The sequence below is a fragment of the Marinoscillum sp. 108 genome, from assembly GCF_902506655.1.
Lineage (GTDB): Bacteria > Bacteroidota > Bacteroidia > Cytophagales > Cyclobacteriaceae > Marinoscillum > Marinoscillum luteum.
In genome coordinates, this window is record NZ_LR734808.1 from 2,530,568 (window position 1) to 2,544,071 (window position 13,504).

Here is a 13,504-nt window from a genome sequence, read left to right on the forward strand (position 1 = left end):
CAGATCAGGCGGTTAGTTTTTGTAATTGTAGGTGTACTCCTCCAGGACATTTCCATCATGGTCCTTGATCCGCAGTAATCGACCAAAAGTGTCATATACATACTCCGTATAAAGACCATTTTCATCTGTTATTTTAGTTGGTCCATTGATAGGTTCATATTCATATAGAGAAAAACGTGCATTAGGTTGCTGGGACTTAAGACAACTATAATCCCCATAACCACAATCGATAAAGTAAGCGTCCCAAAATTCATTGAATGTTGTGTTAATCCCCCGAGCTACCAGTTGGTTTCCGTCCCACAAAAACACATTCAAAACCTGATCTGGACCGGTTAACTCTATCATCTTACCGTGATCATAGTTAATGGTAGTGGTGGATACCTCAGCACCTCCTGTGGGGTAAGTCAACCGATTGGTAGGGTAATAGCCAAAATAATTTTCACCATTTTGAGTAAATGATTCACTCTCGAAATTGGTTTTTACTTTAAGGCTCAGCGTCTGATTATGATAATTTTCTTGCTCTACTACGGGATGAAAGTTACGATCGAACATCGTCTGATAAAATGAAGAGCCTCCTTTCAGTTCATTGGGATACTTAAAGATTGACACTTGCTTGTCTACCAAGGAATCTGTACCAAACGATACTGTGCGTATCACCTGCCCTAGAGAATTATGCTTATTTATTATGGTATTTGTGAATGTATTTGTCGGGTTCAAATCGATAACCACAGTTTTTGTGTTCACCCAGTGATCAAAGAAGAATTTATAAGTGTACCATCGGCGTACTTCAATATTTGGTTGTTGACCTGATAATGCCTGATACTCAAAAATGCCCATCGCTCCGTAAGCTCCATCCGAAAGAAGATCATCGTATGTGTAACTAATAATCTTTACATCTTCACCTGCGGCATTACGAAAAGTCTTCCGCTCTATCAATCCGCTTTCATAGGATGCATGAAAGGGATGAAGATTATTATTTGGCCCAAACTTTGGATCAACATTTTTGAATTCATAAATAATTGAACCATTGCTAGGCAATTGATTTTCCTCCACGTAACCATAGCTTACTAAAGGCTGACTTCCAGCATAGAAATTGGCGTTGGACTTTGTGTTGAACCACCACTCTGCAGATGGCATTGAGTTAATCTGACCATTTGTGTATGTGAGATGATTGTTAAATTCGTGTGTAAAATAAGAAAGTGGTAAGTTCAGCTTGCCCTCATTGTAAGTATACGTTCTTTGAATCCTTGGAGTAGGATCAGCGGGATTATAAATACCTATACCGTTAATTCTAAGCCCTCCTCCCCTAGACGGATTTGACGAACTTGCCAAAAATTCTCCCTTATCGTCCAAAAGAGTCAAAGTTGCACGGACGTGAAATCCATAATTTTTCGATTTTCCGCAGTTATCTGTTATTTGTTGTGACGTGAGTGAAGGGAGATTAGGTGATAAAAAGTACGTTGCAACGGACGGATTTAAGGAAATTTCCTCCTGAATCGTATATGTCCATGGGAAATCATCATATCCCCCATAGAATACCTCATCTGGGATTGTCCATGTTTTCTCAAGTGTAGTACCATAGGTGCCACTTCTCAATTGAATATGGGCATTATCCAAAACATCAATATGCGTATTTCTCGCCAAGGTGTAGTTCTGACCAGCCCCACAATCAACCTGACCAACAGAAAATGTTATTGTTATTTGAGCCTTATTTCCTCCCGCTGGAAAATTATTTCTAGCTGTAACATCATCACCATCTGCCCCATTTGAGTCTTTGACTCCAAAATTGCCAAGAACCTCAGTTCCCTGATAATCCGAATCTGGGATTGAGTGATTGGTGAATTCATGTGAACCCCATTCATACTCTGCATGACCCTTAGTTGGATAAATTATTTTTTCAAGAATTTCAGCCTTCATGGCCTCTTCGTTTGACCCTCTATTCGCAAAACCCCTAAATTTCATTCCAATGGGTGGGTTATCATTAAATGGATCTTGAAGAGAAGGATCCTCATTATACCGGAACTCGGAATTCACTATAGCAGAGAGATTTGGGAAAAAATATGAATTATTAACCTCATTATAAAACCCCCAGTGGTCAACAGCATATGAGGTTTTATACGGCAACTTTTTAGTGTTGTAAATGAATTCATACGGACTCAAACCATCTTGCCAAACCTGATTTAGAATCAGGCGGTACTTGATGTGATTTTCATTGAAATTTGCATGCCAGGACGAACCAAACTTTACTCCAAAATTGGTTGCCAAGCTATTGGAATATTGAAAGTTGAAGCCTCTAACAAGATTGGTCACCTTGTCTGTAATAGTGAATCGATCCAGTTTTTCCTCACCATAAATATCTATCCTTGAAGACCTATTACTAAAATCTGCTATAAAGTTATTCGTTTCGATTTCAGTGAGATAAACAGGTTGATAAGAATCATATGATGACTTATTCCTCCACTCGGGGTTACTTGAACCTAATCCGACTGTATAGCCCCTATATTGATCAAGTGACTGAAAGTTGGATACGGCATTTCCAAGAGTTTCATAATCAAACTTCGCATAACTCCCATCGGTATATAATATCTTGGTCAAATAAAATGATTCGGAAACAATCCTAGAAAAATCATCAACTGGATACTTAATCTCTCTCCTATCAAACTCATATACCACCCCTTCACTAGTAGTTATTTTATAACCAGCACCAATATCATAGTAACCGTATGAACCACTTATCATTTCTATCTTTAATGGTTCATTACTGTTAAGTATAACAAAGTCCTGTGCGCTTTCATCGTAAATGAAGGAACCTGAATATCCCATAAATTGGAATGTAAATACATCCGGTTCAAAATAGCCTAGGTAAAGCAGGTTTTGATACTCTGAGGAACAGTAGCTATCATAAGGATTAAATCCTTGTTCGTTATATAACTCTGTAGAGGTTTTACCAACCCAAGCTTGATTTTCTGTGTAGGGCTCAGTAAATAGTGCATCTGGATCATAGCTTCCTGGAATAGTGCCTATGGTGCATGTTTCATCAATTTGTCCTTTAACGCTCCTAACGATTACCCCACCTACATTTAAGTTCCACCCTAGACCAACCCAACTCGCTTCTTCGTTTACCCTTATGCCACCACCTGCGTAACGTAAGGAAATTGGAATTTTCACATCTCCATCGTCTATCGTATATAGCGGCACCTCAATGTTTGGTGTCCCAGAATGATGACTTATTGAAATGTCGTTGAACCTTACAAAAGAGTAGGCCGTGGGCGTTGGGACTGTTGGTAGATTATACTGTTGGGCTAATAACCCTGAGGACATAAAGACCCCTATTATAAAAGCTCCCAGACAAACAAAAAAGTAATTGTTTTGTACTGCCAGGTAAGGTCTGTTTCTTTTCATTATTCAACCTAATTAGTTATCAAATGGACTCATTTTCTTTGAAATGATCTTCTCCTAATCCTGCCTGATTATCAATCTAATCTATAGCATCCTACCCAATTTTAGTCGTTGGATTTGCCCCATTTCAGAGTTCCCAGATGTCAAGTTGGGTAAGGTTAAAAAATGCCTCAACAATCCCCTCCCTAAACTGGTAATTACGATTGGCTCCTCATTATACAATGCGGTTCAACATTCAATAATAAACCGCTATTTACATTAAACCAAAAAAATGGAGACATTCTTCTCATGGGATATGTCCATCGCTCAAAATGGTCTAATCCCTCCTTTTGAAAATCTCTGATTGATCAGCTTTGCTGACCACCAACACACTATCCAACGGCTGATAGTATAGTTTAATTTCACCATCATTTACCTCCAGCACCTTGAACTCCTCAAAAGAATCGCCCTTTTTGACCATCCGCGGCATCATGTTAAGCATGAGCATACCGGTGGTCACACGAGTGCCAGACACTGTCCCTCTAAAAACCACCTGCGGGATCGCCTTGCTCATTGGCCTCTCTGTATTTTCAACAGGTGCCAACTCCTTCACTGCTGGAGTGGATAGATCTTTCAAAAAAGGGTCAGGATAATTGAGGTAAAACCGATAAGTCTCATCGGTGGTTTTCGCCAGATCTTTAGCCGATAAGCGAATGGGAGAAAGGGTCTCTTCTGGCTGAGAGGTCAGGTCAAAGAGCCTCACCATTATCAACCCCCAGATGAGGGCCACAAGCCCCAATAGCAACCATTGTTTGGTCTTGCCACTCACTTGCTATTGATATAGAGGTTGCGAATGGAAAGTGGGGTAACATATGCCTCATTTTTGGCGCGTACACCCCATTGGTAACTACCACTATCCAGATTCAACTGCAGCTTGTTACTCACAAGCTCCTGCTCATTGACCAGGAGCTCAATATGATCAAATGAGGGCGAAACCAGAATGAAATCATAGGTCTCCGCACCCGCCAGCTCTTCCCACCAGAAGGTAAGGTCATGCATACTGGTGACCAAGCTATCTCCTGGCGCTGAGAGCTTCACTGTTGATCCGGAGATGTCCACCGCCACATCCATCCTGAAAGTGCCGGAGGCCGTACCCGTTTGATACCTGGCATTTGCACCACGCACCTGCCACTCATAGGTGCCGGGAGGAAGCGCTTTATGGAGTTGGTTCTGAGAGATACTGGTGTCCAGAAGCACCCGCTGTGGGTTCGCCAGGTTGGGACTGGCTATTTTTACATGATACGCCGTGGCGCCAGTCACCTGCTCCCACCACAAATCCACCCCGGCACCAATGATCAGTACATCCTGGCTTGGTGAGAGTTGACCAATGGTCTCCTGCGAGATATCCAACACTTGCACAGAGTCTACGGCAAAGGACTGACGTACCCAGTCAGAAGCGTAGGAGGCGTTGGTGCCCCTAAGCTCCCATTCATAACTGCCCTCAGGAAGGGATACTGACATCTTATTACTGGCGGTAAGTGTATCTAACAAAAGTTCTTGAAGATCTGAAAACGAAGGGCTTACCAGCCGAACTTCATAGTGGGTTGCCCCGGGCATTTTTTCCCACCAGAGCTTGGCGGTCTTTCCTATGATCAAACTGCCGTTGGTTGGGCTAATGATTTCGGGTTGACCCTGAAGTGCTATCTCACTTCCACTGGCTGTGGTGTCTATTCGGAAACTTCGGTAAAAAAACTGCGTGGCATAACCAGCATTGAAGCCGCTTACCTCCCATTCGTAAGCTCCCGTTGGGAGTACCATGGTGATCAGGTTACTGGTGGTCACTGAGTCCATCCATACCCTGCTGGCGGTCTCAAAACCCGGGCTGACCAAATGAAACTCGTAGGAGCGGGCACCATCCACCGGTTCCCACCAAAAAGAAACTGTATCCATGGTCAATACCGCACTATCTGCTGGTGACAATAGAACAACCTCCCTGCCGGAAATATCTTCTTCAATCACATCGCCACACATAGAGAATGTCAATCCTAAAACCAAAGCCAGGGTGTAGCTACGAACCATATTCATTTTTTCTTAAAATCATTTTAACACGCAGGTGAGTTACTCCGGTCTTTCTTTCAAATTCTTTGTGAAAATCAAGAGACTCTAAGGTAACTGATTTGAAATCACTTTCCACAAAGCGGATAAATTTTACCATGTTGACATATAGACCACTAAATGTGCACTCATACCTCTCGGCCCCCTCCTTTGAAGTTTCATTGATCTCAACAATCTGCAAATTGGACTGCTCTGATCTGCTCACCAAAACGGCGAATATTTCAGCCTTTGAAGAGGCTCTGGTTACCACGGCTTTCAGGGAGTCTATTTGCCTCTTTTGAGTGGAGAGTTGGGCAATTTCAGCAATCAATTGCCGCTCTCCTTTTTGTGTAAGAGCACTCAGGTATTCATTTTCCTGATGAATACGAATGGTCTTTTGGAAGGCTGCAAAATAACCCACCACAAGGAGTAACACGGCAGCACTCACCATCATCAAGGTTTTTTGCTGATATGATAAATTACTCCACATTTCTCGAAAGGATTAAATTAAACCTACCCTGTTCATTGCTCAGATCAGGCCCCTGAAAACGCTGAAAGATCACATCCTCTACCCAATCCATTTGCTCCACCTGATGCACCCAATGGGTAAAATCAATGGGATCATCAGCTTTTCCGCTGATGACTACCCGCGGATTTGGGGGCTGAGTTTTCTTCCCCGGTCTATCAGACGGGGGGTTGATCAAGAGCTGCTCGAGAACGAGGGCTTTAGGAATAGATTTTCCAACCATGTCACAGATTTGAGCAATCTCAGGCTTGCCTTCCATATCTGAAAGCAGGTCCTTATTACTCAAGAGATAGGCTTGCAACTGCTTCTGTTTCGCTCCCAGCCGCTCAATCATCGAAGATTTACCCCTCAGCTCCTTGTTGGTGTCATTAAGAAAAACAAAAAGTGTGGCATTGATCAGGAACAATGCCAGCAACACTCCCAATACCGGATACCTTAAGCTCAGGTAGACCTTCTTGAACTTCAGATCTTTCTGGTTATGCTGGAGCTCGGGATAGCCTGTGGTTTCACCAAGTCCATTTAACGCATTAAGGGCCGCACAAAAGGGAGGCACCAGATTTTGATCAATCAATGTGTCGCCAAACTGCAAATCTGACGGAACCTCTTTCTGACCAGCAGGTCGGTTACCGGAAAAATCAAATTCGAAACGCCCAATAGCCACCCTTGAATTGGTGGTTCGGCTATGGATTGACCGGGCCAAGGGGTACTCATTGAGTAAACCGAGATGAACCCCGACAAGCTGATCCTTGTAAGGCTCCAGGGGATACAACAATTTTAGTAAGGAATCCTTTCTTGCAAAAGCGTAGGCGCTGCCCATAAAGTTGATCAGAAATTCACCTTGATCCTCGTTGGTCACTTCTTCACTGAAAACCTTTTCAATACCCTCAGGAGTTAACTCATCTTCGGTAAATGCACTCAAAATTTGCTCAGAATACACTCCCAGGGATATCGGAAGTACCGGTCGCTGTAGTATATACTGCAAAATGCTTTCGGTGCCCTCCAAGGCTTCTCCCATACAAATCTCTCCCTCAGCGTCGATCCACACCAGCGCACCTTTGACCTCTAACCCGTCAGGTGAGTCTTCGATGCTCAGCCCTAAACATTCCTTCCTTAAGTATCGCTCCAATACTTTCATGGTGCTGGTTAATAGACGATTGTAGGCTTAATGAAAATCAACAGCTTTGTCTCAGAGTTATCCTTGGTCTTAGAACTAAAGAGCCATTTGAGGATCGGAATTCTGGAAAGCAGCGGAATTCCACTCCCTCCTTCGGCCTTGCTCACTTCTTCCAGGCCTCCTATCACCACCATTTCCTCATTCTTCACCCTGATTTTAGAGATGAACTTCCTACTGGCATTGCCCGGAGGAGCTCCGGTGATCTCCGGAGGAATGAAATCACTAAACTCTGCCTCTATGGACAGGGTAACATCCTCCATGTCACTCACGAAAGGACTGATCTTCAAATCCAGATTTGCTTCCACTTTCTCATACCTGGGGGTCACCGTCACAATTGGGTTGACTCCTCCTGTTACATTTTGAGTTTCGATCAGGTAATAGACCGACTGACCAATGGTCAGCGTAGCTTCATGTCCATTCAGTGTAGATAGCTTGGGGGTAGACCTGATATTCAAATTATTGTTCTCTTCCATGGCCTGGATAGTGGCATAGAAACTGGGGGTAACCCGGCCAAGGTTCATGATTCCCCGGCTATCCAGATTATTCAGAATCCTGTTGAATGTCTGTGAACTAAGGGTCACGTCTACGCCCGAAAATATTTGTCCTTGTGTAGTAGGGACAGAATCTCCCAAAAACGCCTTGACCCCTGTCCTCAACGAACTACCCTTTCTCATTTCTACCACCATCACTTCTATCAGCACATTGGGAACAGCCCGGTCTATATCGTTCAAAAAGCTGGTTAACCTATTGATCGCTTGCTCACTCCCCGTAAGAATCAGTGCGTTCAGGTCATTAAATGGTTTCACCTGCACTTGCTGGATCAAAGACTGTGGAATCACCGCCTCCACACCTTCTACAGATCTGTTTTTGAAGGAATACACACGGGCCTCGTTGATTGTACCCTTCTGCATTTCTCCGATTAGATAAATACCCTTATTGGTCACTGAGTAGGTCTGATTAGAAGATTCCAGGGCTATATTCAAAAAATCCTCAAATGATACGGAGTCCAGTCTACAATTGAGCATCCCCTGAGGATCACCCAAAAGGACATAACCAATATTCAATTGTTCTCCCACCTGTCGGATCAACTCAACAGCTGGAGTTTGGTAGCAATTTATGGATAGGTAGGGAAGTCCATCCATATAAAAAGTCTTCAAATCATGACCTCCGGAATGCGTATAACCCGCTGACCGCCTGCTGGGCCGGTTATTTTCAATTTGAGGTGCAATCTGACCCGAGACCTGATAGACGTTTTCGGATTTTTTTTCAAGTTTAAGGTTATTGGCTTCCGCGAAGTTTTCGATAGCCACCTCTATGGGGAGGGCTCTGATAAATGCATTGACCATCTGACCCGCTACCGCCTGATTGACGATCACATTATACCCGGACTTTCGGGTGATGTCCGCAGCTACTTCTGCAAGCAAATTGTTCTGAGCATTGATGGTCAGTAATTGATGCTCCTGATCATATGTAGCAATCGCTCTTTCGGGCTCTACAATACCTTGATGATAGAAAGAAAAAATATTATTGGTGAATTTTATTTGCAGGTCATATTCGTCGCAGATAAACAGCAACAAATCCTTCACCAGCACATTATTGAAGTTATTGGTAATTGCTATCTGAGGGATGTTGCCCAGGTTCACATTTAAATGATGAGTTTCGGCCACCGCTCTCAGTAATTCGGACAGTGGAGCATCCACCAGGGTAAAGTCCACAGGCTCATTAAGACCGGCAATTTCCTTACTGAGTGTATCCAGCCGCTGACTCAGGCCAGACGGATCTTGTGCCACTACCCCACGGGCAATAAGAAAGAAGAGAATAACAAAAATGAATGATTTGCTCAAAGTAAATACGTATAAATTTCCTCCAGAGAGGTCTCTCCCTGCTCAAACTGTTCTATTGCACTCGTCATCAGACTACCATTTTCGGAGCTGTACTGATCAGGTTTTGAAAAAATCAACTCCTTGTTGGTCTCCGTGATGTTGACCATTTCGTAAATAGCCATTCGCCCCTTGTAGCCTGTCCCATGGCATTCACTGCAACCAACGGGGGTAAAATAACAATCTATTTGGGAATTCTTCAAAATTTCTGGTAGCTGTGACAAATCTGATTGCCTGTGCTTGCATGCTGGACATAACCTCCTGAGCAATCGCTGGGCCACCGCTACATTCAGGGTATCCGCTATCAGATACTCCGGAATACCCATCTCCATAAGCCTGGAGATAATGCCAATGGCAGAGTTGGTGTGCAAGGTAGACATCACCAAATGACCCGTCATGGCTGCTCTGATCGCTATCCTGGCCGTATCCACATCCCGAATTTCACCCACCATGATAATGTCCGGATCCTGCCTCAAAAAAGTGCGCAGGGTGGTAGCGAAATCCAGTCCTACTTTTTCATTTAACTGTACCTGGTTGATCCCGTCAAGCGTGTATTCTATGGGGTCTTCAATAGTGAGGATATTAGTAGTGGGCACATTGAGGTATTTCAATGCCCCGTATAGTGTGGTGGTCTTCCCAGAACCGGTAGGTCCACTGATGAGCACCATGCCCTGGGGCCTGGAAATGGATTCCAGAAATAGCTTTATTTGACCCGCATTTAGTCCAAGCTGCCGAATATCCAGATTGGATGCATCACTGGATAACAACCTGAGAACCACCTTCTCACCAAACAAAGTGGGCAGCACTGAAACCCTAATATCATATTGCCCCTTTGCATTTTTAATCAGGATGCGACCATCCTGAGGCAGGCGCTTCTCAGCAATATCCAGGTTGCTGATGATCTTGATCTTGTTGACATACTCATGATACTTCTCCTTTTTGAGTTCATACCGCTCGATCAGCTTACCATCCAACCTCATCCTGATCCTGGACCGATCCTGATACTTTTCTATGTGGATGTCACTACAGCCAAGCTCATTGGCTTCCGAAATCATCTCGCCGATAAACTCATCAGAGTTTACATTGAGCGAGCGCACCGTGTCTCCCCCAGATCTGATGTAATACCTGGTGAGTTGACTACCTATCCACTCACTATCCGCAACCTCTATGTGTATCTCCTTACCCGTGATGACGGAAAGTTGCCTTGCCAGCATTTCAGGTTCTTGAGCATCAGCGTACAGCACCAAGCGCCTCCCTTCAGCCATCTTCGGGAAAACCCGATATTTCCAGGCAATGGAAGTGGATAACTCTTTGATCAGATTAGAAGAAATAGGCGCTGACTGGTCCAACATAAATGTGAATAAATAAGGCGACAGTAAATATAGGGGCCAAAAACCCTGCAAGCGGAATCAAGTGCTGCTTTTTATACCTTTCAGATAGACGATTGGCCATCAAATGCATGCTAAGTGCTGAAATCAGCCCGGCATTGAGCCAGATCACAAAATCTGGAAAATCGAAGTAAACCGATACAATCATTAGGTAGAATACATCCCCCAGACCGAACATACCTGAAAAACTGAGCTGATTGCGCCAGCGAATCAGCAGCATAGAAAGACCAATAATAACAGCAAGGAACCCCCAATTAAATGCGAGGCCCCAGAGCGAGATGGGCTGCACAAAAAAATGAAACAATACGGGCAGTACTGCAAAAAAAAGGATTAGGTACACATGTATACTTCTGCTTTTAAAATCCTGCCAAAAAATCAGGAATGAGCAGAAGCTGAAAAGCAGGAGAAAAATCACATACATCAATCCTTTTGGGTCTCTATCATGTTTCCATCCTGATCGATCTCCCAGATATTCATCACCCCATCGCCATCAAAATCAACCTGAGCTGTGGCCCGAGCCACATAGGTAGTGGGCGTTGCCTCCAAGATTTCGATTAAGTAGTTGGCATTCCCAGCTTCCTCACTGACTAACCCCTCCTGTTCAAATCCAATCTGGTCCAGGTTGTCACTAAACCTGGAGTACTCATAGTAATAGGTCTTTTGCAGGGTATGAACATGCTTCAGTGCCTGCTTGGCTTCTATGGATCTAGTGCGGGTAATGAGTGGCATCAGAGAGGGCAATGCCAATAACACCAGTATCCCGATGATCACCAACACTACCAGCAGTTCGGATAAGGTAAAGGCAGCCAGCCGCTTTTTATTCAGATTACTCATAAGGTTCCTTTGGACTTTTTCTCAAATTTAGGAAAATCTCATTGGTTTAATCAATTGAGGAACTCCAATTTGGTGAAGATGATGTATCCTTACCACATTTACTCTGTGGATGATCTCAGGTACTGGTGAGACCATGTACCCGTTTCAGTTAGCCTCTGACTTTTTATATTCGATTCAGTCAGATATAAACTGACCATTGTCCTAGATTTTAAGTTATGCCAATCCTAAGCTGGTAGAGGTCCTTCAGCCCACATGAGTCTATTTGTTTTTCATGGTCTCTATTTCTTTTTCAAGTTTTTCAACCCGCTCATTTTGCTCAATCAAATAAAGCGTCAGTTCCTCTATTTTCTCCAGCAGTTTGGCATTCATCTCCCCCAGCAAAATCCCCTGCTCCGCCACCTCTGTGGCCGATGGGATGCCGGGTAGGTGCTTGTTTGCTTTTATGAAGTCCGCTGTTGCTCCCAACTCTGGAAGCTCGTACCCCTCAGAAAAAACGTAATCTGGCCAGGGTGCCGCTTCTACTTTTACCTCTTCCATGATGGCTTTACCTGCTATGGCAAGCTCGTATCCGGCAGGAAGCGCTGTAGTACCTACTGTAAGAGCAGATGAAACATGTGTAAGTCCATCACCACGCACATAAAACCGCTTAACATTAATATCAGGATCCCCAACTATGAAATAATCGGCTGTCGAACCAACATCGAAATCATCAGAAGGGTTAATCCAGAATTGAGCTGAATTGTTGCTCTCAATGTGTCGAATTTCAGCTGGGTCATTGGTCTGAGCACTGAAAAGTAACCTGCTCGTTGTGCCATTCTTACCCAGCGTTAAGTAACCAGAATGATCAAGTTTCAACTTAACTGAATTATTGATACGCCATTCAAAACCACCTGTGGTTCCCGAGGTAGAAGACCCGATGAGCGAGGAAAGCTGCGAATCCCAGGTACCCACATTCCAAACCAACCTACCTCCGCCCTGAAACCACAACTCATCAGAATGCGAAATACTGTGCCTGAAATCATTGTAAACACCAATCGTCATTCTCAAGTCTTCTGATCCGGAGCCAGGACTATCAGAACTTTCATCTTGAACAAGAATAAAAGCTCTATCTGACCCATAGTTTACGTTTGAGTGAAAGTTCATAAGAAAACTCCCACCACTACTAGGAGACTTAAAGTTGACCAGACCACCACTGAAAGTGTTACCATTCCACTGAGCAAACCCCAGATTGGACAAACAAACCAACGCAAATGTTAATAAACTTCCTTTCATTTTATTTTAGATTCAAGTTCGATGACTCTCTCGGAAAGGTTTTGATTGTCATTTTTTAGTTCAATGACATACAAAGTGAGCTCCTCTATTTTCTCCAGCAGCTTCGCATTCATCTCCCCCAGCAAAATCCCCTGCTCCGCCACCTCTGTGGCTGATGGGATACCGGGTAGGTGCTTGTTTGCTTTTATGAAGTCCGCTGTTGCTCCCAAATCTGGAAGCTCGTACCCCTCAGAAAAAACGTAATCTGGCCATGGTGCCGCTTCTACTTTTACTTCCTTACTCCGAATGGTGCCATTTACTTCCAGTTTTTCAGTGGGGTTGATCACATCAACTCCCACGCTACCACCTGCGGTTAATGTCAAATTGTTTTGCCATTCCCATGATCCCGAGTTGTAGTATCTTGTTTGAAGCAACATTCTTCCACTGGCATTGGCATTACTTTCATTATTCGGTGTGACCATAATCCTTCCCTGCTGCCAGGCGTTACCTCCATTGGTATTGGCAGGAATCACAAAGCCTAATGTAGCACCCTCATTCATGCTTCGAGTACCAGAAGAGGCTTCAATAATCAAATTAGCTGCCTTTTCATCTGTTGAATTGATATCCACAGCATCTGACAAAACATGGAATTTTGCATCCGGGTTGGATAATCCCACACCAAAATCACCGCCCTTAATAAATGATTTCCCTGCTGGATGAAGTTGTATTTTAGTTTGATTGCCAGCGTTATTAAAAATTATGGCTCGATTATCCAAGGCATCAAAAGCAATGACATTGCCTTGATAAGATACCCTCAGGGCATTGCCCGAAAATCTTCCAATCTTAACTCCATCATCTACATTTCCGCTCGCTAAAAATTTAACAAACCTGTTGTTGTTCATTGTAAGATCATCGTTGCCCTGAGCAACGGCTCCTATGGCTAGAAGGCCCAATAAAATACTGACTAAAATTTTCATGG

The 13,504-nt window shown here is 43.8% G+C and carries 11 protein-coding genes; all 11 read right to left on the reverse strand.

Annotation, left to right across the window (positions count from 1 at the left end; all coding sequences use genetic code 11):
- Positions 1-12 precede the first annotated feature (12 nt).
- Positions 13-3,402: an RHS repeat domain-containing protein gene (locus GV030_RS10125; protein WP_159582195.1), complete on the reverse strand. Its 3,390-nt coding sequence runs from the start codon at positions 3,400-3,402 to the stop codon at positions 13-15.
- 313 nt (positions 3,403-3,715) lie between these two features.
- Positions 3,716-4,207 carry a hypothetical protein gene (locus GV030_RS10130; RefSeq protein ID WP_159582196.1) on the reverse strand — a complete coding sequence of 164 codons (492 nt, stop codon included), beginning with the start codon at positions 4,205-4,207 and terminating at the stop codon, positions 3,716-3,718.
- Positions 4,204-5,463, reverse strand: coding sequence for a hypothetical protein (locus tag GV030_RS10135; RefSeq protein ID WP_159582197.1), 1,260 nt, complete (start codon positions 5,461-5,463; stop codon positions 4,204-4,206). Before GV030_RS10135 ends, GV030_RS10130 begins: the two co-directional genes overlap by 4 nt.
- On the reverse strand, positions 5,447-5,962 hold the full coding sequence (locus tag GV030_RS10140; protein ID WP_159582198.1) for a hypothetical protein: 516 nt from the start codon (positions 5,960-5,962) through the stop codon (positions 5,447-5,449). Before GV030_RS10140 ends, GV030_RS10135 begins: the two co-directional genes overlap by 17 nt.
- A complete protein-coding gene (locus tag GV030_RS10145) occupies positions 5,952-7,133 on the reverse strand; it encodes a hypothetical protein (protein ID WP_159582199.1) in 1,182 nt (393 codons plus the stop codon). Before GV030_RS10145 ends, GV030_RS10140 begins: the two co-directional genes overlap by 11 nt.
- Positions 7,134-7,141: 8 nt before the next feature.
- The gene (locus GV030_RS10150; protein ID WP_159582200.1) at positions 7,142-9,016 is read right to left on the reverse strand and encodes a type II secretion system protein GspD; all 1,875 of its coding nucleotides are present in this window, start codon (positions 9,014-9,016) and stop codon (positions 7,142-7,144) included.
- Positions 9,013-10,404: a GspE/PulE family protein gene (locus GV030_RS10155; RefSeq protein ID WP_159582201.1), complete on the reverse strand. Its 1,392-nt coding sequence runs from the start codon at positions 10,402-10,404 to the stop codon at positions 9,013-9,015. The genes GV030_RS10150 and GV030_RS10155 overlap by 4 nt, the downstream gene beginning before the upstream one ends.
- Positions 10,373-10,780, reverse strand: coding sequence for a hypothetical protein (locus GV030_RS10160; protein WP_159582202.1), 408 nt, complete (start codon positions 10,778-10,780; stop codon positions 10,373-10,375). The genes GV030_RS10155 and GV030_RS10160 overlap by 32 nt, the downstream gene beginning before the upstream one ends.
- A gap of 80 nt (positions 10,781-10,860) precedes the next feature.
- The gene (locus tag GV030_RS10165) at positions 10,861-11,274 is read right to left on the reverse strand and encodes a type IV pilin protein (protein ID WP_159582203.1); all 414 of its coding nucleotides are present in this window, start codon (positions 11,272-11,274) and stop codon (positions 10,861-10,863) included.
- Between the two features lie 258 nt (positions 11,275-11,532).
- The gene (locus tag GV030_RS10170) at positions 11,533-12,546 is read right to left on the reverse strand and encodes a hypothetical protein (RefSeq protein ID WP_159582204.1); all 1,014 of its coding nucleotides are present in this window, start codon (positions 12,544-12,546) and stop codon (positions 11,533-11,535) included.
- Positions 12,543-13,502 (reverse strand): hypothetical protein, encoded by a 960-nt coding sequence (locus tag GV030_RS21485; RefSeq protein WP_185155814.1) that lies wholly within the window; start codon positions 13,500-13,502, stop codon positions 12,543-12,545. The genes GV030_RS10170 and GV030_RS21485 overlap by 4 nt, the downstream gene beginning before the upstream one ends.
- Positions 13,503-13,504 lie beyond the last annotated feature (2 nt).